At 41.6% G+C, this 21,608-nt stretch carries 19 protein-coding genes and 1 pseudogene; 4 read left to right on the plus strand and 16 right to left on the minus strand.

Features of this window, described 5'->3' with window-relative positions; all coding sequences use genetic code 11:
* The first annotated feature begins 1 nt into the window (after position 1).
* Positions 2-2,389 (plus strand): AAA family ATPase, encoded by a 2,388-nt coding sequence (locus AAFM34_RS03840; RefSeq protein ID WP_341660143.1) that lies wholly within the window; start codon positions 2-4, stop codon positions 2,387-2,389.
* Positions 2,390-2,541: 152 nt separating this feature from the next.
* Here the strand turns inward: AAFM34_RS03840 and AAFM34_RS03845 are convergent, their stop codons facing one another.
* The 7 genes from AAFM34_RS03845 to AAFM34_RS03875 all read right to left on the minus strand — a co-directional run bounded on the left by AAFM34_RS03845 (position 2,542) and on the right by AAFM34_RS03875 (position 9,394).
* Positions 2,542-2,802 (minus strand): hypothetical protein, encoded by a 261-nt coding sequence (locus tag AAFM34_RS03845; protein WP_341660145.1) that lies wholly within the window; start codon positions 2,800-2,802, stop codon positions 2,542-2,544.
* A 38-nt stretch (positions 2,803-2,840) separates the two neighbouring features.
* Positions 2,841-4,169: a hypothetical protein gene (locus AAFM34_RS03850; protein WP_341660147.1), complete on the minus strand. Its 1,329-nt coding sequence runs from the start codon at positions 4,167-4,169 to the stop codon at positions 2,841-2,843.
* A gap of 31 nt (positions 4,170-4,200) precedes the next feature.
* The gene (locus tag AAFM34_RS03855) at positions 4,201-5,019 is read right to left on the minus strand and encodes an ADP-ribosylglycohydrolase family protein (protein ID WP_341660149.1); all 819 of its coding nucleotides are present in this window, start codon (positions 5,017-5,019) and stop codon (positions 4,201-4,203) included.
* Between the two features lie 3 nt (positions 5,020-5,022).
* The gene (locus tag AAFM34_RS03860) at positions 5,023-5,481 is read right to left on the minus strand and encodes a hypothetical protein (RefSeq protein ID WP_341660151.1); all 459 of its coding nucleotides are present in this window, start codon (positions 5,479-5,481) and stop codon (positions 5,023-5,025) included.
* A gap of 112 nt (positions 5,482-5,593) precedes the next feature.
* A complete protein-coding gene (locus AAFM34_RS03865) occupies positions 5,594-6,517 on the minus strand; it encodes a hypothetical protein (protein WP_341660153.1) in 924 nt (307 codons plus the stop codon).
* Between the two features lie 210 nt (positions 6,518-6,727).
* Positions 6,728-7,207, minus strand: a complete 480-nt coding sequence (locus AAFM34_RS03870; protein WP_341660155.1) for a hypothetical protein — start codon at positions 7,205-7,207, stop codon at positions 6,728-6,730.
* A 321-nt stretch (positions 7,208-7,528) separates the two neighbouring features.
* A complete protein-coding gene (locus AAFM34_RS03875) occupies positions 7,529-9,394 on the minus strand; it encodes a recombinase family protein (RefSeq protein WP_341660157.1) in 1,866 nt (621 codons plus the stop codon).
* Positions 9,395-9,487: 93 nt separating this feature from the next.
* Here AAFM34_RS03875 and AAFM34_RS03880 point away from each other — a divergent pair.
* Positions 9,488-9,757: pseudogene (locus AAFM34_RS03880) on the plus strand (carboxypeptidase M32); the annotation flags it as partial.
* 51 nt (positions 9,758-9,808) lie between these two features.
* Here the strand turns inward: AAFM34_RS03880 and AAFM34_RS03885 are convergent.
* The 5 genes from AAFM34_RS03885 to AAFM34_RS03905 form a co-directional block, all read right to left on the minus strand.
* Positions 9,809-10,189 (minus strand): hypothetical protein, encoded by a 381-nt coding sequence (locus AAFM34_RS03885; protein ID WP_341660159.1) that lies wholly within the window; start codon positions 10,187-10,189, stop codon positions 9,809-9,811.
* Between the two features lie 17 nt (positions 10,190-10,206).
* Positions 10,207-10,863 (minus strand): hypothetical protein, encoded by a 657-nt coding sequence (locus AAFM34_RS03890; RefSeq protein ID WP_341660161.1) that lies wholly within the window; start codon positions 10,861-10,863, stop codon positions 10,207-10,209.
* 320 nt (positions 10,864-11,183) lie between these two features.
* Positions 11,184-11,630: a GNAT family N-acetyltransferase gene (locus AAFM34_RS03895; RefSeq protein ID WP_341660162.1), complete on the minus strand. Its 447-nt coding sequence runs from the start codon at positions 11,628-11,630 to the stop codon at positions 11,184-11,186.
* Between the two features lie 194 nt (positions 11,631-11,824).
* On the minus strand, positions 11,825-13,732 hold the full coding sequence (locus AAFM34_RS03900; protein ID WP_341660164.1) for an ADP-ribosyltransferase domain-containing protein: 1,908 nt from the start codon (positions 13,730-13,732) through the stop codon (positions 11,825-11,827).
* A 36-nt stretch (positions 13,733-13,768) separates the two neighbouring features.
* A complete protein-coding gene (locus tag AAFM34_RS03905; protein WP_341660166.1) occupies positions 13,769-14,194 on the minus strand; it encodes a type III secretion system chaperone in 426 nt (141 codons plus the stop codon).
* A 172-nt stretch (positions 14,195-14,366) separates the two neighbouring features.
* On the opposite strand from AAFM34_RS03905, the gene AAFM34_RS03910 reads away from it, so the two are divergent.
* The gene (locus AAFM34_RS03910; protein ID WP_341660168.1) at positions 14,367-14,936 is read left to right on the plus strand and encodes a hypothetical protein; all 570 of its coding nucleotides are present in this window, start codon (positions 14,367-14,369) and stop codon (positions 14,934-14,936) included.
* Positions 14,937-15,139: 203 nt separating this feature from the next.
* Complete coding sequence (locus AAFM34_RS03915) at positions 15,140-16,375, plus strand: hypothetical protein (RefSeq protein WP_341660170.1); 1,236 nt, start codon at positions 15,140-15,142, stop codon at positions 16,373-16,375.
* A 49-nt stretch (positions 16,376-16,424) separates the two neighbouring features.
* Here AAFM34_RS03915 and AAFM34_RS03920 read toward each other — a convergent pair whose 3' ends face one another.
* The 4 genes from AAFM34_RS03920 to AAFM34_RS03935 all read right to left on the minus strand — a co-directional run bounded on the left by AAFM34_RS03920 (position 16,425) and on the right by AAFM34_RS03935 (position 21,603).
* Positions 16,425-17,177, minus strand: a complete 753-nt coding sequence (locus AAFM34_RS03920; RefSeq protein ID WP_341660171.1) for a DUF3726 domain-containing protein — start codon at positions 17,175-17,177, stop codon at positions 16,425-16,427.
* Entirely contained in the window at positions 17,174-18,883 is a 1,710-nt protein-coding gene (locus tag AAFM34_RS03925; RefSeq protein WP_341660173.1) for a hypothetical protein, read from the minus strand. Before AAFM34_RS03925 ends, AAFM34_RS03920 begins: the two co-directional genes overlap by 4 nt.
* A 59-nt stretch (positions 18,884-18,942) precedes the next feature.
* On the minus strand, positions 18,943-20,520 hold the full coding sequence (locus tag AAFM34_RS03930) for a BCCT family transporter (RefSeq protein WP_371833247.1): 1,578 nt from the start codon (positions 20,518-20,520) through the stop codon (positions 18,943-18,945).
* 93 nt (positions 20,521-20,613) lie between these two features.
* Complete coding sequence (locus tag AAFM34_RS03935) at positions 20,614-21,603, minus strand: membrane dipeptidase (protein WP_341660175.1); 990 nt, start codon at positions 21,601-21,603, stop codon at positions 20,614-20,616.
* Positions 21,604-21,608: the final 5 nt, after the last annotated feature.

Raw genomic sequence — 21,608 nt, forward strand, 5'->3', positions numbered from 1 at the left:
AATGAGCACATTCATTAGCCGTATTGATAACCCTACAATTCCTGCTGAAGCAAAAGAAATCATCACCCCTTTCATTCCGACAGTCATATCTAACGTGATTGCAGAAGGCACAAAGAAGTCAAAAATCACTATCGTTACTGACTCAGATAATCTCTACAAAGACGCATGTGTCGCCCGTGCACAACAAGTGAAAATTCAACTCGGCGAAACAAGAATCAGCCTTGGCGAATCTCCTCTAACAAAGTCGTTAACCATCTTGTCATTGGCTAAAACACAAGAATCGGTCGAGAAAGAAACCAAAAGAGCGATCAGCGACAGCTTAAAATTTCTGGTAAGCAATAGCTTAGACACTCTTAAAAGTATCATTCGCGAGCACATGAAAACTGGGGGCGAGGCTTTTATTGAAACTCTGAAAACCGCTATTCAAGCTAAGAAACAAGCCATCATTTCGTCAACGTCGATTTCGCCTGACAACAATAAAGTCAAGTTCGTCGAAGTAGATTACAAAGCCGATCTAAATCAATTGATAGATCGAAAAGGCATCCATCTGTTCGTTGGCGAACCGGGAACTGGCAAATCAGAAATCCAAGCAAAACTAATGGCTGCTGCCAAAGATGACAAGCGCTACCCCATCTCGATCAATGCCTCACGTTCTCTGACATACTCTCAGCTAAATAAGGAAGACACACGAGACTACAGATATGCATATAGCGACGCAGAGGCTCGTGCAGTCCTCGGCGTTGTGCTCAAATTACTAAGCGATGACTACTACTACTTTCGGAAAAAATCAGAGACTCTCTTCATTGATGAACTGGAAGATGTACGCGACCAAATCCAGAGTAATCTCATAAGCAAGTTAGCTGAAAAGAAGGAACTACTAAAGACATTAGAAGAACAAATCATGCGCTCTCACACAGTATTTGGATTTGACGCTTTCTTAAATGACCACACCGTTGAATGGCTTTATGAACTGGCCCAACAGAGTGGCAAAACTATCTATGTTTACTCACAAAAAAGTCCGTTTAAAAAACCAGTTGTCAGAGTCATGCCTCCTACTGTTTGCATACAAAAATCTCGAGAAACACTTGAAAATGGTAAAAAACTAGCTGTGTTTAGCGATGTTAAAAACCGAGAAAATTCTGTTTTTAATGCTGAGATTTTTACTATTGCTGGAATACACCGAAAATACGAGCAAGATGAAGAGCTAGAGCACTTTGTAGATTATCAGAAGATTGACGCTGAGTTTACACAATCAAGCAAAGCTGAGTTGCTAAGCAAACCAACGGAACTAGCCCAGTCAGTTCAAGCTATTTTTTATAATCCTGCTGCTAAAAACGGTCTGAGTATTCTTGATGGCGACTACAGCACAGTTTCGGTAATAGCGCATGGGACGGTTTCACCAAATGATTTAATCCAAGCTCCAGGTCGCTTTAGAAAAGCTCAAACCGTTAACCTGTGTTTCAGTAAGGTCAGAGACAAGCAAACTCAAAGTGAAACATCCATTCTCACTAGCATGATTAACGACGAGTTTAGCGAAGATCTGACAAGAGAGCAGCTCGAACTTATGTTGGACGATGAATATCTCCAAAAAATCGCTTCGCGTGCAAAGTTCAAGCAAGACATGCGCGAAAGCTACGAATTCACTGTCCTGACCATTCTCGAACATTTGGGATATGAGATTGAATTTGTGACCGGGACCAAAGAAGAGCAAGCAAATGGCTCGGCAGCAAGCAAGAAAGGAAGCTCCGCAGAAAAAGAAACTCGACAAGCACAGGTTTTAAATGCCGAAATGATCACTCACACTGAAGCTGAACGCATCCGACAGCAAGGCGAGCATGCAACGACTGACAGCAAACTAAAACTCTTTAAATACACTTTAAGTGACTTCTATTGCACTCCTGAAGTAGATCAAGAGCTGCTGGATTTTGACAACAATGGCGCTGGCAGGCGCATCATAAACAAGTTCAAGCTTGCTACTGCGGAGGCGTCTTCATTAACTATCAACCAACAATTCCAACAGCAAATAATTCTGAAGTTGTTTGAAACCGTCGGCTTGTTTGAAGGTGAATTTAAATACAGCAACGCTGATGCGAAAGACTTCCTTAACTTCTTGTTTGAGACAGAGCTAACAGTTGGAGTGCAAAGCAGAAAGGCGTTAGATGTTTTCCATGACACTTTTGAAAGGGCAAAAGTATCAACCGCACAGCCTTTAAGTACAATCACCTCTGCTCTAAAAAGAGAGTTTAATATCAAGCCCCTGCTTTCTGGAAAGAAAAAGCGTCATAGAGCTTATAGTGTTACGTTGCCGGTTGAACTTGAAAGACGCATCAACCAGATCGACAACAGCATCCTAGAATGTTTGATAGCAAAACAAGGAAAGGCTGCATAACTGAACGACGGACAAAAGAAAGGGCGAGTGACCAAACTCGCCCGATTGCAGTAGAGAGTTAACTGCAATCCTTATATTTTGATTATAGCACTGCTATAGATTATTGCACCACTTTTTGCAACAATAAACTGCCTACGTTGCACTTTTTGCAATCAAACTCCGGTCTTGATAAAAGTTAGTGCAGCAAACCTTGCATAAGGTAGAACAAAAAGAAAAAAGAAAAGATCTTTCAAGTTTCTTCTCGCATGCTTGACGAAATCAGCGTCCAAACCATAGCACTGATAAAAACCGTCAGTCCATTCGTCATTGTAAGACAAATAAGGTTCGCAAACACTGAATGTTCGCATGAAATCGAACAGAAGATCGACTTGCCAATAAGACATAGCAACGCCAATAAAAATAATGAAAATCATTGTTCTACCTCCTCACAGTTAGGGGCATTTCTTCTGTTTTATTTACTTTGATTCGGGTAATCAGCTCTAAAATCACTTAGTTCAAAGCTACAATCGTAATCACAATTAAGAACTGGAAGACTGTTAAACTCTGCAATAAAAGCATCACTGTAACCGCCGTCCAAATCCATTGAATGGCTTGCTCGAAGCTTGTAGAGGAACTCAAATTGAGTATTTGAACCGAATTTGCTCACGAACCAGTTGTAAGCCTGTCCATAATCTGGGTACTCATTATCCCCATGAGCCGCATAATAATCAGCTCCATCTTGTGCGTTAATCACATCAAGGGTAGAGCGATTGTGATTTCCAGAGTTTACTTTCATGCCTGATAGGACAATAGCCTGACCCTCACTAAACCAACGTTCTAGAGATGCACCGCCAGTCGTTGGCTCTGTGATTGTTGCTTGCAGATGGTGAATTACCTCGTGAGTGGCAATTTGTAAGTCATCGCTGCGCTGAGTAGCCGATTTCGCTGCCACCTCAAAACCTTGTCGCGTACCCATGCCCCATTCTGAATTTGAGCGCTGAGCAGATAGGCAAACCACCATTTTATCAATGTTCTCTGGGATTGCGCCGAATAAATTAAGGTCGTTCTCAACATCAATCCCTTGATTAACCATCTCATTGTAGAGATCCTTATAAAGCGATAGCTCTTCATCAGCTGGCATTGCAGCAAGTGCTATACGAATTGTACGACGTGCAGAGTCTGTGTCAGTTGCAAACTTTCCTGAAAAGCTTGATAAGTCTGGAACAATCTCAGATCCGTAAGAATGAGCCACAGGATTGCCATCCAACGCATTCTCAAGAATGCTTCGATAATGAGCTATGTTGTACTCAGCAACAAAGCCAGTGTTGGCATAAATGCTCTCGATCATTTGTGTGATCCCCTGAGATGCTGCCATTGATACACCAGATTTCATATCGATATACTGGTTGTGGCTAATCTTCATTGCTGCCAAACCACGATCTAGAGCCAACTCGCCCAAAGTTGCACCCCAACGAAAATCGTCAGCAGGCAAAGAATCAGAACCCACGACAATAACTCGTGCAGATTCGTAGTATCGATCTGATGAAAGCCCTTCCCCATAGCCACAATATCCAAGGTCATTTTGGTTGTCTGGATTCAAATTTCTTGCTATTGCAGAAGACGAGTTTGCTGGATCGTACAAACTCTTGAAAGAACCACTAACATAAGAGTTTGAGCTAATGCTAGTTGAACCTGAACCACTAGAATCCACACCTGAACCAGCTCCATCACCGCCCCCACAGCCGACTAATGAAAGAGTTAAAGATGCAACTATCCCTACGCGACACATGAATTTGCGCATATTTGTTCTCCATATCGTTGTTAATTTTTCGTCAGAATGGCAATGACTTACTGTCGTCAAATCTCATTTCAAACTGCTCGACTACTTGCAAAATAGGCTGAGCTTTACGCCATAAGATTTGTTTGCACATGTGTTCCCATTGCGGGTTTGGTGCAAATTGCTGACTTTTTATCAATCCAGCCATGCATGCCAGTGTGTCCGTATCGCCACCAACGTATTGGCAAAGTCTTATTGAAGTTTCGACACTACGCGCTTGGAAAAGCGCTATGAAAATAGCTAATGGAACCGTATTTTCCGCACTACAATCAATGCCAATGGTTTCGCGTCTAATTTTATTTAAATCATGTGAGTGACTAGCATCAACGTAATAGCTCCAACGCTGATATAGCTCTTCGCTTATTTCTTGAACAGAAATCCGTTTACGCATTGCCCACACAACCCACGCAATAGCCTGAGCACCCTCAATGGCTTCTTGATGTATGTGTGTTGCCTCTGCTGATTTCTTGGCAATCAGCAATACCTCGTCTTCGTTATCTAGGTAGCCAATTACACCTGCACGAGCCGCTGGGCCATTAGTATAGCTGTTAGCACTCGGCTTCCCGGTTGTCATCCAGTGGGTGAACGACGGACCAAACTTACAGTCGTTAAAGGTGCCAGCATATAGACGATAGTAGGTTTCAAAATCATCGCTATCATCAAGCATTGCATGTGCTGTAGCTGCCAAAAGTATCGAGTCATCTGTTGGATGTGCCTTTTGGCAAAACATCTTCGCTTCCGTTAAGTTATAAGTTCGTAGTTGCGCTCCCTCAAGCAGCGATCCGGCAATATCTCCAATGATTCCACCAATCAATAATCACCCCCCTCTTTTATCGTTGACAATTTCTGCGCTCACATGTACTAGAAATTCGATATTCGAAAAGTCTCGAGCGGGTAATCGATACATGTTGATTGGTCGCTTATTTCTGTATGCTTGGATGTGCCAATACAGAGCGTAGTGATAGTAAGGAAGCCAACCAACTTGGTATACATCGTGCTCATACTCTGGTTTGCGATAATCAACCATTGCGCCCAACATTTCTCTCACGTCGCGCTCTTTGTAAAACGGTTGAAGTCTCAGAAAATTGCACATACGAAAGCAAACTTTAGCGCCACCCAGCGCGGCAAGCGGCTCTCCGTATCGATTGAGCTTTAACGACATAAGCACTGCTCGATGTATGTCGCGATATGTTTCAGAGATCAGTAGCTTTGTTTCTGATTCAGTCAGTTTCCTCACATCCAGAACCAATCTCTCAGCGGCTTGCTCAAGAAACATTTCTACCTCCATAGTTTTTCAAAGCAATCAATGCCACACCACACTATGCTGGATATATCGCTTTACACAGTCGATAATGGCATCAAAACCCACGAAATAAGTAGCCTACTGATTATTTGGTATTCACTATCATTGTTGGAATCCATTTGTAGATGAATTTACGGTCAACGCTATTACGCTGCCCTGTCCAATACCCATGCCAATGTGCACGTCTAATATGGGCTTTAGGGCTTGTATGACTTCCCCCCTTCCAATCCAATGAAGCCGATGAAACAACATGAGCAATCTTTTTCCCAACGTTCCAAATCTTTGGCTTGCTTGGAGCAAAAAATTTATAGCCTTTTTTCACTTTTTTGGGTCTGGCATGAGCAGGCAAATTTCCCTCAACACGTTCGATATCTGGTTCTTCAGAACAGATGTAGAGCAAAAGGCTTAAACACTTACGAGCCATCTCACACTGCCACTCCAAAACCACATCCCTAATACCCGTAAACCATGAAGCATCACTAAAACTAACATCAAGAGACTTATTGATTGCCTCGGCAACTCCCCAATCTCCCAAGTGAAGTATAATGGGCAATAGCCTTTCTTCAGTGTCGATTAATAGACGCAACTCTGATCTTTTTGTGTTCATATCGAATTCTAGGTGAGCAAAGAATCCGTGGGCCCCTTCGACATCTTGCAGTTCGACATACACTCCCCACTCAGGAAGACGATAAAGAACATCGGTAGGAATTTTTTTATCAACCACTGTATTTTCGATTTCGGCGTACACTTCTGGATCAAAACAATAGATTCCCTGTGTATATCTCCATGCAATCAGTGATGATATCGTAGCGATATCAGATCCTTCACCGAAAAGAATGTCACCACCAGTGCTAGCGATTGCACAACTCGCAGCCATGGGAAGAAAACACCATTCTGGCCAGTCACCCAGATCCTTTCCTTTATGCTTTATAAAATGATCCACATGTTTCCAAATACCAGGGTATTGTTTGGAAATTGTATTTAGGTGATGACTTGGTCTCATATTCATGTTTATCCCTTCCATTGATAGTTTTTTCAGGCGCACGAATCCCTACCGTTCAAGGCAATGAACAGCTGCTTTTATAAAATGGTTATTGGTGTATCACGATGACTTCAAATCACCCGTCCGATAAAGTTCCTAGAACCTATCCGGCAATTGAGGTATGTGTGCAACCATGACTCTAAATTAAAGGTTGAAGCCAAGCTTTCTTCATTTACATCAGCCACCAAGTTTGTCGAACTCCTCCAGATCATCCCAGTCGACACTCGACTTAGCAACGGAGACCGGTAACGAATCTGGCGGCAGATTCGGAAGCTGGTTATGTGTCATTTGCAAGAGAGTATCGATAATGCCGTATTCTTCGTCTTCAGCTTGAGTGCAGATGTAGACGATGAACGTATCATGCTCAGCACTCATGCGAGTTTGATAAGCGCACATGTAGAACTGCACAGCTTCATCGCTGGCTTGAACTTTGAAAAAGCCACGAAGATCGCCATCAACATGAACATGAGGCAGCACTTTAAGAAATCTATCTACGCTGACATAGTTGTGCATCTTGATAAACTTATCGACATTGGGCGAGAGCTGAATAACAAGTGTCTCCATTTGTTCAAGAGTCTCACGCATGCCCGGTTGTGTAGTAGCTATCTCAATCAATCGATCGTACTTCTTGCGATCAAAACTTGGTTTAGTTGTCATAGTTCAAACTCCTGTCGTGAGGATGCAAAGTGCCCTACGCTGGAAGCGCATGATGTCTGGTTTTGTTGATTGAACTATTAAAAATTAAGAATATGACTTACTGTTGAGCAGTGCTGTCTCAAGCAAGCTTGCTGTTTGTGATGATTTGAAAAAGGCGTAATCTACAATGAGAATGACGATTATAAGCAAAGCAATGTATCTGAAAGAAATGAATCTAAGCATTGACATACCCCTCGCTGTGTGGAGGGGTAATCTACCATAGATATTAGTTGACGTCAAGTTGGTTTTGTGTTTGATCTATTGTGCAGAATAGGTCTAGTTTTATTCATCTTGACCTAGAGCATCAAACATTTCACGTAGAATTGCATCGCTAACATCAATTGTGAACCAGGCTTGCTCTTTAATATCAAGCTTATCTCCGCGATTCTCTGCTAAGTGTTTATCAAGTTCTTCTTCACCTTGATTGTTCCAGATTTGCAATTCTTCTTCTGTAAAAGATCCCAAGGCACTGTCAGCAAACTCATCGCAAATTTTGGTAAATAACAACTCACCGTCGCTCACACGTACAAAAATTGATAGCGACTTTTCACTATAAAATTCGACGTCAACACGATTCACCAAGGCATTTTCGCAAATGTTCTCATAGCCGTAATGACTGAGATTCTCTGGCCTCATGTGAACTTCAATTTTGCTAATGCACTGAGACAAAATATGTTTAACGAACTTTCGTGCTTCAAGGTTTTCAAAGTCTCTAGCTTCGTTTACTTTCAACACAAACTCTTGAATATCTTCCGATGAAATCTGAAACTCTGCGACGTCATGCTCTTGCTTTTGTAGACGTTCTTTTTCGTCATAGAGCTCATGAATATCCTGCCTAGCACGAGCTACTCGCTTGGGATCACGCTGCATGACTTTCATCATTTCGTACAAATTATCGATTTCAATCTCAATATTTTGGAGGCGTTCAGACACTAAAATAGCTTCATTCGGATCGAGGTTTTTATTGATCAGGTTGTAATCAATGTGAGCAGATACAGAGCGAAGAAATGCGTCTTCAATATAATCTTGAATAATGCTGTCGCAGCAATCGCCAGTCTCTTTATTCTTACTACAGTGCAATCGACGGCGTATGCGATCCTTTTGAGGGGCGGGCTGTGAACCAATGCTTGAACCGCACTTGGCACACCGGGATTTTTCACCATAGTTGGTTAGCATATAAACCCACTTACCCCTCCCTCTTGTTGAACCTGCTTTGCGCTTCTTGATTGCTTGCATCGCATCAAAATCTTCTTCACTCATAATCGCAGGAAAATATGAGTCAAGATGATATTCATTTTCGACCTGCTTACCTTCGCTGAGATAACGAATTTTAAAAATCTTTCGACCACACAAACCTGGATTTGCAAGAACAGATGAAATGGTTGAAACACCCCATGTCTTACCACCTTTCGGACTTGGTATTTTACGCTCTAGAAGCTCTCGGCTAATTGGTCTGAGACCTTTTCGTTGGTTATTGTACATATCAACAATGAGGCGAATTGTTGACTCATGTTCGTTAAATCTGAATCCGCCCTTTACTTCTTTGGGTGTATTTGGTGGCTTTGGTTTACGGCTAATCCAAAATGGAATTGCTCCGGCTACGTCAGCAACTTTACCTTCTTCATGCCTTACAATTTGTTTAACAATTGCACCAATAGACCGCTCTTGCTTGATCAATGACTCTTTGTGAGCGCGAACCATCTCTACGACGGCCATAATCATAGTGCCTAAGGGATCTTTAGCTAAAGCCTCTTTGTTATAAACCTTCTTCTCCATCGTTGTTATTATTGTGATATCAGCATTAACAAGATCGTTTAATGTTGACTGTGCTTTATAGGGCTGCTCCCGACTCATTCGATCCAGAGACTCAATAATCAGCACTGAACCAGGTTTTACAATTCCATTTTCAACTAGGCTCAAGAATACGCCAAAAGCTCCTCTTTTCTTGTGTTCTGCATGAAATGCAGAAAGCCCCTTGTCAGTCATAACTAGATCAGTGTTGACCTCAAGGCCGTACTCTACCCTTACCTCTTCAATTATTTTTTGTGCGTTATCCGCTTGGCGCTCAAGAGAGTGCCCTTTCTCTTGTTCGATATTCGAGAAACGTGAATAAGAATAGATCATGGGTTGTGAACTACGAGCATGCATACTGAAATCCTTTTTCTGCAACACGATGAGAAAATTAGTTATAATTGTTCGTTAAACCATCGTCAAATATAGATTTTTCTTTTTGTGATTATTGTTCACTGGAGGGACGGAGCCTTTGGCTACTTCCCTAGTTACACCTTAGGCGCTATGTATGCGGCCCAGTTTATGGCGTCAATGCAAAAGAGTGTCGATGTGGATGCTGCCATTCAATCGGGCGATCTCACCCCTATCTTTAGCTGGCTATCTGATAACATTTGGAGCAAGGGAAGCTTGTTGACCACAGATGAGTTAGTCAAACAAGCAACAGGCGAAACCCTGAATGCGGCGCATTTCCAAAACCATTTGAGAAGTCGTTATCTCTGATTATCTTGATTAAGTGGGCGCTCGCGCCCACCTTCCGAGCACATATATACACTAGTCGCTAATTGCATCATAAATATAGTGCTGATTGTTATACAACACGCGTTCAACTTGGTCGTTTAAAAACGAGAAAGTCATTGGCCGGCTTGCAGCATCGAGTCGGCCGTCATTTTCAATGGTGTTATCCCCAATGATATGAGCTGATGCGGTATTTATCGCATACAGTGTTATGCCATAGGTTACGGGGTGAACGATTAAATTATCTTGGTAAAAATGAGGTAAACCACCGCTAATTTGCGAATTTTGTTGCGCCGCATTACGCGCAAAAATGCCATTTTCACCTGGGGAAACTATCTTGTTATTAATCACTTGCAGATTATCACCGTCGAGCATCATACCGTTACCACCACTACGATAGATAAGGTTATCCCTCACCAATACATTATCGCCACCTACTTGAATTCCGGTATTCTGCCATACGGGGCAAAGAGGCTAACGCCCGTGCGGTAAATTTTGTTGCTGTAAATCTGCGCATCACCTTTTACCGCGTTTAACTGAATACCATCTGCGGCCATTTGCTCTAATTTGTTATTGTAAATACGAACGTATTCAAGCTTATGCGGGTAAACTGTGGTGGGAACGCCGTCGCATTCTAGTGTACGACTTAAAGCGGTATATCCCACATACATACCTTCACCCTCTTCGGTATGATGAAGGTAGTTATCATGAATATGAATACCGGTCATAGTGAAGTTTTCAGCCCAAGTATCACGATCGCAGTTAGGATCGGTCTTGATCAACATACCAGCAAATCGCGCTCGGTAAATTTCGATGTTGTCGATTTCTACTTGTTCGCTTAACTTACCCACACTTAATGTACCACCTAAACGAATACCGTATGGGTTAGCAGGATCTTGCGAGATGGAGGTAAGCCTAAGCCACTTTGATTGCTCAATAGCTATGCTGTATTCGTAGGGTTGTGTTATCACTACCCCATCAGTATTACGAATAATAATAGGCTGTGACTCGGTACCTAGAATATTTTTTACTCTTAGTGGGCCACGTTCACCCGCAGCTAAACAGACCGTATCCCCCGGCTTAATATTCATCACTATGCCATCGACGAGATGCTGGGACGAAGGGATCTCAACATCACATGCAGCACTGGGCTCTGCAATGTATTGGAAAATAAAATAGGTAAACCTAACACTGCGATAGCTGTGTTTTTCATTACTATGTCCTTAATGGTAATGGTTGGTGACCACAAGAATTAAGCAACAAAAGCTATGCGTTGCAAAGATTATTCGATGATAAGTTCAGTGCACATAATAAGTTTCACTAAATTTGGGACCCACAGCAAAGGGATTGCATGGACGTACTTATATTTGGATGCTCTTGTGTGTATAAAACTTAGAGATGCCGCCGTTTACTATGAGGTAATGTTAAGCGACAAAGAAAGGAAAGTTTCATTACTTTCCGTGACCTGATAACCAAGAGATTGATAGAAGCTAACAGCAGGCTTGTTTATAACAAAGCTCGATAAGGTTACATAAGTTCTACCTTGCTCATGCGCTATTTCGTGAACCCTATTCATAACCCTCTCACCTATTTTCTGACTTTGGAATTCAGGAAAAATAATGAGTAAATGTACATGAAGTGCATTGTCGTATGGCTTGAAACATAATATGCCAACTCGCATGTCATTGAGATAAACCCAATGAAACCAATGCGGCTCGTAATCATTTTTTAAGCGATTGGACTGAAATTCATCACACCAACCAAAGACTGAATCAACATGAGTGAACAGCCCCTGTTTCACAACTGAAAACAGACTATCAAACTCATCGCTTATTATTTGTTTTAGCTGAATATCCATATACCGAATAACGCCTAATTAAGATGTGATTAATATTACTATCAAGCCCAAACATACCACCGTGAACACAACTCTAAAATGAGACACACCAAACTTTGAGCCTACCTCTTAGATCTCTAGTATGAGTAATTCATCGTTAGTGATATATCCATACTGACTCATACAAAACTACTCACTTAATACAATGCATATACTCAAAGCGATTTTAGACCAAGGCTAGTGGTATCAAAGTTTATTAGATAGTCCCTGCGCTCTTTCAATATGTTGGCTAAAATCTCTTTCTCTTCCACTTCACCAGGACCAAATTCCTTCACCATGTTATCGATAGTTTTATCGTCAATACTGGCAATTTTTTGAATTCCTGCATCCAACTGCTGCTGTGTAATAGAGCGAAAAACATGGGAAGATTGCGGGTTTGTCCCATCAAGTAAAGTTTTTAGCTCCCCAACGCTTCCTCCGAATTTATGTCCCTTAGGCTCACCTTGGGCGCGGTAAAGTAACGAACCACCTACATCCAGACGAAGTATGTTTCCATCAGGTCTTCTAACTAAATTATCATAATCTAATCCCACAACATCCCAATTCGCCAACCAAGCATCAACAGCAAACCCTTCCATAACTTGTGACTCTTTACTCATACCGTTTTTATCACTCTTGATTCCATCAATCCACTGAGATGCGATAGCATATTCATCACCTTCTTTCACAAGTTTGACTGTAGGTACCGAAACACCTGCTGCTTCGTAGAGTTTACAAGCTAAGATCTCGTTCAAAATTCGATCTGACCCTTTGAGAGACTGTTTAACATACCACTTACATCCATCCAGATCCCTCATAAGGTGCCCAGGGTTTGAGCCTTTTTGTCCTGCAATTTCAATCCAGTTAGACGCGTCTTCAGCCTTATCTAATATAGTGACTAGGGTTGTTGCGCTCATACTTCGAAATATACTTGATGGAGGTAATTTAATCGGCTCCAAATCTAAGGATGAAAATAATGACTCTGATTCAACTGCTCCTTCATGACTAGTTATCGGTTTATCTATTAATGCGTCTGCATCACCCTTTGACCCCTTACCTATAGGTGCATCACTATCCTCTAAAACCAGCTGAAACGTTTTATTTTTGCTATCGTATACTTTTAAAATAAGTGAAAATTCAGTTGAGGGTTTAAACAAAAATTCTCTTTCTTCAGGATTTCTAGAAATAGACTCAATGCCAGCACCACGCTCGCTGTAAATACGAGCCATCACCGAGTCATTATCCCCGAATGTAAAATATTCAGCTTGACTTTTAGAAGCAGAAGAAGACACAAACGCACTGTCCTTTAAGATGTCGCCCTCTATATAGTTATTTGGATGATAAGACATATCTTCGGAAGCATTAAAACCTCGGAATACTACGCTATAATTATTTTTTTCATCTGACAACCTTGCTAGTTTACGAATACCACTTTCCGCATCTGATATAAGATTTTTCCAGTGTTCAAGGCCAACTTCTTCGCGTAACGCACGGTTTATTTCCTTATAATTGCCGCTAGAGTAAATTCTCAGTGCACAAAACTCATCTATTGATAGTGCTTTTACACTATCATTAGGAGATTTTTGTGCACTTTCCCATAACTTTATCGACGCTATTATCAAACTAGATTGTATCTTAGGGAATCTCTCACTTAATCTATCAATATGATATTGATTTGTATCTGTCACATCACTCTTTTGACCAGAATTACACATTTCAAAGCAATGAGCAAAGTCACTTAGTGCATCAATTTTCATTTCATCAAAGTCAGCAATGCTAGAGGCTTCCAATTGTCCTATCTTTTGTGGTGAAGCTTCTGTTACATTCAGGTGTTGTTTAACTTGATGAGAAAGCTTATCTCCTTTATCTATAGATGTAGATTTGATAAACGAAAGTTGACTATTTGAATCCTTAATTGATCGTGATGCCGAGGCAACCCACTCCGGAAGATGTTGTACAAAGCTCACTACTTTTCCCATAAACCCTTTCTTACTATATTCGGACTTAGGTTCATGCTGAGCACCATTTTTATATGTATAACCGCCATCAACATGACTAGAATCGTGATTACAATTTATTTTCATTAAATTAACCTCTAATCTGTCATTAGGAGTAAGGTGTTAAGCTAGCTTTATTTTCATCGATTTATTACAAGATGACAATTTATTTCCGTTTAATACCAAATCAATTGAGTCTCGTATTCTTTTTGTGAACTCTACAAGGATATTTAAATCACTCAGTATATCATCACAAGGCTCTGATTTTATTTGAGATAGTATAGATAGAGTATTAGGCTCCATGCTAACTGTACAGCCATTTGAAACTTTCCAAAATAAGTTTAAAGATAGAAGGTTTATATAAAAACTCTTATCTAAATCTTCAGAAGCTTGGTGTATATAGGAGGATACTATAATATCTTCATTATCTTTCTGCAGGCTAACCGCAACTTCATCCACGATGATAGAGCAATACCCATCTGTATCAAAACATAAGCCTTTAATACTTAATACTTCTTGTAAATACTTTATTTTTTCAATAGCTATCATATTATTATCACTTTATCTCAGCCTATTAATTACATTTGCATACTTATCTATATACTTATTTCAAAAAACCATACATTACCCACCAACCTGGTAAGACCAGTTATTGATATAAGTGACACCATTGAGAATAATAGTCTGAGTTTGGTGTTCAAAAATCATTCAGGTCATATCTATGGAATCAGTATTACACAGGTCTAATAAATATTTTTCTGATACTTCAGATATTTTTGAAAGCCATGAGGATTCAAAAAAGACACGTGTACTGGCCATGGGTGATGTGAATAACATCATTAACCAAAAGCTATCTGGTCATAACCTGACTATCGTTAGCGGCTTTTGGCTACCTTTGAACACACTGAACTCTATACTCGAAACGCTAAGAGATACGCAAGATCCCAATGTACCTGTATTGATTCCACTCGGCCTTAAAGAAAGGGGGCATTTCAGAAGCTGTGACCACATCGTCCTTGGTATTATTCAGAATGGACACATGCATGTTTTAGATTCAAAGTTAAACCCATTACATAACTTTGATTACAGCACAAACATCACCACATTGAGCACTGGATTTCAAGACCTTTCTGATAGAACTAACTGCGGCAGATATGTGGTAAATACCGCGATACAACTTGGTCAAGCGCTTCACCATAACCCAAACACCAATCTAAATCTGCTAGTAGAAACCATGGAGAGACCCGATCTAGCAAAAATTCAGCTCGAATATGCGAAATACATGTGGTGATCTGCTGTAGCTACATGCCTGTTAAGCCACTGATGGCCCAATATTCAAGCCTCAAACACAGCTATTTTCTGAATACTAAGATAATTCAGCTAAACCAATATTTCATCAAACTGTTAAATTAGTCATTAGAGACCTAGACTGTTGATTAATACAAACACTGAATTTGCATACTCATGCTGCTGTACTTTGTGCTGGAGGTTAAGATGAAAATGAATCTACTCAAACGGTTCATAAAAGATAAAATTTTTGGTAAAACATCCCAATCGGCAAGAGGTGTTCAGATTGCTGAAATGGCAGATGCTCGCATGGGCGCCATGTACATGCTTGCCAGTACTGAAATTGCCAAAATTGCCACCATATCCAACGCACATTTTTTCGGCGCATTTGTTGTCGGTACAGAACCCTTCTCGGATTTTAAAAATGCCGCAGACAGTCTGCTGAGTAACACTGAAGCAATGGCGAGGTTAAAGAATTCTAAAGCAGCGAAAAAGCTATCTAAGGCGGTCAAAAAAGCATCTGAAGTCACTTCCTCGGTGAAAAATAGCATTAAGGAACTGTTCGCAGACTTCTTTCGTACCTTGCTTGATAAAGTAAAACACATTTATGGCGACTTGCTTCACGGGGTAGAATGGTTGTCTGAAGTGGGATCTTGGCTTATTAGTAAATTTGCTGGTAATTTAGCTGATGTAGTTCCTGGCTGGGGTCATGTAAGAGGGGCATCCGCTCTCTATTCTGATGTAAAAAAATCGGTATTAAAATCACGGGACCTTATCACCCAAATCTATCAAGGTAGAGGTGTCGAGCTATTGGGAGGCCATCCAAGTATTATATCTAGAACCCTCGCCCGCCACTCTGCGGCTGGAGCACTTGGTGGCATAAAAGACTTTACATTAAGTGTGGCTGGTATTGCTGGAGCCACAGCTGTGGGTGTCGGTTCCTTAGTCAGTTTTATCATCAGCGTACTAGAACGCATTATTAAGTTGGTCGATTTTTTTGTTCAGCGTTCATTGTTACAAAACACGTTAGAACGTGCAAAAAAAGAGTGGCTTAACCGTACCTCTAATGCCAGCATGCTCAAGGACCACAAGATGTTTTCAGAGTGGTTCCAAAGTGCCGTGATAACCACTCCAATTATTGCTGCTCTTGTTATGGGCAGTGGATTTGTTGGCCATCCCTACCGATTTGCCCAGCTCCTGACACCAAAGCTTGAAGCGGTATCACAAGGCGAATTTGACAAAGCAGTCGTCTACATTGATAAACTCAAGTCACTATCAACAAAATACGTACAAGAATATGTAGGTAGTTATAAGATCGACTTTTCCAGTACAGATGGTGTGGTAAACGCAAGATTAAATGAACTCAAGAAAGGCAAAGGTTTACTCGACGGACGAGAGTTTGCTGTGCAAAGCACGCCACAATACCAAACAACCGCTGTTTAATTGCAAAAGCCAAGGCAAATGCCTTGGCTATATCTTTTAAAGCCTTCTCCTAACTGGTGCACTCAGTTTTAGCCAAAGTTTCACCCGCCCCCTTTTCCGAACGCTCATTGGTTGCGACAAGGTTACGCTTCGACTGAATAACAAGGTAATCCCATTCTTCATCCTCTACAAAAATGCCATCTCGCCACGCTAACTCTCTGGCCATAAGCATTTGATGAGAATGTATATGGTGGCTACCCTCTAATTTATCTTTAGGTAACTCAAAATCGCTGCTAGAAATTTCAATGTCGAGAGTGTCACTCATTACTCGATTTAATTTGGTGGTATTTTGATAGGTAATCTCCGGCACAGTCTGCCCCATGTTTAACACATAGAAGACTTGCCTAGCGCTGTCCTTATCGAACCAACTTGCTCTAGACGCTTTGCCTTTTGCCGCCAATTGTGAAAGTTCACCATGAATGAACCAAGGATGGTTGCACCGTGTAATATGAATAAAGAGCGATTCAGTTTGAATTAGGCAATCCATCGCAACATCAATCACAACCGGAAAATGACAAGCAAGACTGCCGTATCCCAAGTCAAAGCTAAGTTGATTGTCATTGACACGGTGGCTTTGCACAGCATTATCTGGCCCCCAGTCATAACGACGACTGGCTTGATTAAAATGTCGAACACCATCAAGACCAAGCATTTGCAGATCCACTACCATAGCAGCTATGATATCTGCTTCGCCACATAAGCGCAGCTCTCCGCGAAAGGCTTTCTCAACCGCTGAAGACAACTCGTTATAGGATACAATCATACTACCACCTCCTTTTGTAACTCACAGTTTGGTAGGAGCGGAAATAGCCAGTCATCATTTAGCTGCTTCGTATTATGATCAATAAATAGCGGCGCTCCCTGGAAAAAGGTAACTCGAACCCAACGATCAGAGCGTGGATCAAATTTAGTAGCTCCGAGCATAGCTAATTTGCAACGCAGCAAGTCGATCGGTAAGGCATCTTTTCTCAATATGTTGACTTGAATATCTCCCATGGATCGATGAGCCATTGTCCATACTCTGCGAGCGATGGTTCGGTATTGAGGAAAATGCAACAAAAATTGAGCAATGCTAGATTGAGAATCGTAGCCGCACATTTTGTGATAAAGGCGATTCACTTGACGGCCAATATCAAGAGGTAGCTCTCTATCTTCGCCCTCTTCGAGACCACGAACTCCCAATCTAGGTTCCTCTTTATCTTGCGAGCGATACCAAAACCAGTAGTTATTCTCAGCTTGAGAGTAATCGTCATCAATCGCCCAACGATACTTTTCCTCAATAAGTTTCTTTAACTCGCCTACCGAATAAGTAGCATCTATGGTTAGCGCCTCTTGCGCATTCATCAGCTCCTCAAACTCATCGACAGTTTCGGGATATAGTTCCATCAAGCAAGAAAGTGCCACTTCCTGAGTTTGTTCTGAATAGTCAGAAAAATACTCAAATGCATCCAACCAAGTTTTATTATCACGACTGCTGTCCCCCGAGTGTTCAATCATGGCTTTCAGTTCCACAATCGTTTGGTGATTCGCTGATTCTTGAGTAGTGTTGATAGTGCGTATTTGATTAAAGTGTTGACTCGCTCTCTCTACTAATTGATAAAACCAACTCTGTTCTTGTTTATCTGGCTGTATTGATAAAACTCTGGAAAGTGCCTTTTCCCTTGAGGTCATCCATTGATCGACAACACATGGGTGATTGATAAGATATGGCGCCATACCTAAACCAGTCGCATTACCAATACCGAGATATCGCGCTAGTTCTTTATTCAGCGTGACAGCCTCATTACCTCCAGCCTGCTTAGCCAAAAAGTTAATCCAGTCTAAACTAAACTCTCGAAGAAGGTATACGGCGCACATTTGTGCACTAAATGAATATCGAAAGTCTGAGTTCTTCTCAAGTGTTTTAAAATCAGCGATCCCAAACTTTCCGTTGCCATATACAGCCGTTGTCCGCAGTACATAACCCGTTTCTGTAAGCAGCTCGACAGTAGGTTGGCCGCCATGTGCAAGACTTGAAACTAGCTTGTCGAAAATACGGACACTCTTGTTTGCGCGCCCTAAAACTAGTACACAATTTTTATAACGCCCAGCTTCTTGCACGGGTACATTATCACGCAAAGATGCCAAAAGTTTATCGTCAACATCACCAATGACAAGAGCAAAAGTGACGTCCCATTTTTCCGCAATAACGCGGTCATTTCGTTCTTGATCAGCAATTTCTTGGCAAAACACAACCAAGTGATACGTATTTTCTTTTGTTGTTAAACGGTAAATCACGTGCCCATAGCCAAGTTCATTCAAGTACCACCTATGACAGGACAACTGCCATTTGTCTCGAGACATTCTCCGGACTAGACTGCGTGCAAAACTGATTCTATTTTGATGCATGACACCTAGCCTTTTAGCATCCATTACAATATTTCTATCACGCAGTGACATTGATGTATCAGTAGTTTTTTGCGCATCCATTTTACTCACTACCTTTTGTTGTTATTGGTTTAATATAGGGATTGGAAATGTTGGTCAGCTTATAAGCCCTGCTCTTTAGCCATTTTTAGTGCAATCTGTGGAGCGTTCCATAGAGACGGAAGCAAGATGAAAGATACAGGTACCGCGGTAATAACAATAAAAGATTGTAAAGCCGAAATGCCTCCAGATCCCATAGAGATAAGTATCAGGGCCGTCACTCCCATCATGGCGCCCCAGAACATTCTTACCAAGGCATTAGGCTCAGTATCACCACTTATCACTACACTAATGGTGTAGGTCATTGAATCTCCAGTGGTAACAATAAAAATAGTGGTAAGAATTAGGAATAATACTGAGGTCAACATTGGGTATGGCAATTGCTGAGTGATGGCTAGTAACGCACCCGGCAAGTTAAAGCCCTCAAAGGCATGACTAATGCTACCTTGCTCGGCAAGTTCAGACGCCAGCCCAGAGCCACCAACTATGGTAAACCAAAAACAGGTCGCCAATGGCGCAATAACACTGATAGTCATGATCACTTTACGGATACTACGACCTCTGGAAATTCTGGCGATAAAAATGGCCATCATTGGACCATAACCAAGAAACCAGCCCCAAAAAAATACTGTCCACCAGCTTAACCATCCCTCGTCACCACGATAAGTAGCCATAGGAATAAAGTTATCCAACATGGTCCCTACACCTTGAATGTAGCCATTAAAAATAAAACTCGTTGGACCAAATATCAGGATGTAGAGCATGAGTGCAATTGCCAAGATGACGTTATAACGACTCAACATTTGCATTCCACGGTGCAATCCACTTAAAGCAGATAGGGTGTACAAGGTAATCGCAAATAAGACGATAATCAGTTGAGTAGTAAAACCATCTGGTACATCAAATAATGCATTTAACGCATAGCTAACCTGCAAGCCAAGAAACCCTATTGGGCCTATAGTTCCGGCCGCGACAGCAAGAATACAGCAAGCATCAATTAGCGCTCCCATATGACCATCAAGTACCCGTTTACCCAAAATAGGATATAGGAGTATACGCGGCTTAAGAGGGAGACCTTTGTCGTAATGAAGGTGCATCACCACAATAGACGTTAGACTTCCAACAATTGACCATGCAAGAAACCCCCAGTGCATAAAAGATTGCGACAGAGCATTAATCGCGGTCTGTTGAGGACTAGTACCTGCGCTGTAAATAGGTGGTGGATTAACGAAATGTGCGATTGGTTCTGCTGCGGCCCAAAAAACACCGCCTCCGGCAAGCAAAGTGCAGAAGATGATTGCAGTCCAACGAAATGCATCCATATCTGGCTGATTGGTTCCACCTAAAATGACTCGGCCAGTTCTTCCACTGGCAAGCCCAATAGCGATCAGAAAAGTTAACAGTAATAGTATTTGCCAATACGGCCCAAACACTTTTACCGACCAAGTAAACCCCGTACTTACCATTGAAGTAAGCAATTGATCATCATAAAGTGCTAAACCAACAAATAAGGCAATCAATCCACCGCTATACCAAAATGCTGGATTGGTTAAACCAAGCCTATCGGCAGAGCGAGCATTATCCTCGATACGGTAGGTATCCGACGACGTTGCACTGATACCATGAGTAAAATTAGCCATACACTGACTCCAAATTATATTTGTTATGCAGCAATAGAGAACCTGCCACCGAAAGTGTGGTGGCGAGGTAATCCATGCTTATAAGGATTGTGTTTATGAATGAGCTTTAAGGCCATTTGTCAGGAAAGTCAGCCAGTTGGTGCCCAATATTTTTCCCGCTTCATGGTCACTAAAGCCGAACTTAAGTAATCCGGTGTAGATGTTTTCAAAGCCTTGTCGGCCATCAAACCAAGGTAGAGCTTCAGGCCAGCCAGAATTTGTGGCACTTCCCTCTCCATAGTCCATTGATTTGGACCAACGGCCATTACGCATCCATTCCAAAACATGTTGAGGCTGGTTTAGGCATAAATCACTTCCTATACCCAAATGATCAACGCCATATCGCTCCGCTGTTTTGGCAACCATTTGGCAAAAATCTTCCAATCGGCATTGACTACCATTGGGCAGATGGAAAGGGTATAAACTAAAGCCGATCAAGCCTCCTCGTTTGGTAAGAGCTTCAATAACAGCATGAGATTTGTTACGCAGCGCATTATGTGCAAAGCTGGGATTTGCATGGCTAATGCAAATCGGCCGAGAGGAAAGTTCTATCGTTTCTAGTGTTGAGCGTTCGGCACTGTGTGACATATCGATAATCATTCCGACCCGGTTCATTTCTTCTATGACTTGTCGACCAAATCGAGTCACTCCTGAGTCTTCTTGTTCGTAGCACCCTGTCGCAAGCAAACTTTGGTTGTTATAAGTCAGCTGCATTATCAAAAGGCCTTGCCGGCGCATGACTTCAACTAAGCCAATCTCATCATCAATCGGTGAACAATTTTGCGCACCGAAAAAGATACCAACTTTTCCTTGTAACTTTGCCTGCTCAACATCAGCCATAGAGTGTATTGGCATAATGAGATCCGAGTTTTGCTCAAAATGCCTATTCCACTCAGCAAAACGGGTCAGTGTTTGACGGGCATCTTCGTGGTAAGCGATCGTCGCATGCACAGCGGTGATACCACTTGCTAATAAAGTTTGGAAGTATTCTCTATCCCAATGACAATACTGCAGTCCATCTATGATGATTTTATCTTGGAACATAACCA

Origin of the sequence: Vibrio sp. (genome assembly GCF_038138445.1) — a bacterium.
GTDB lineage: Bacteria > Pseudomonadota > Gammaproteobacteria > Enterobacterales > Vibrionaceae > Vibrio.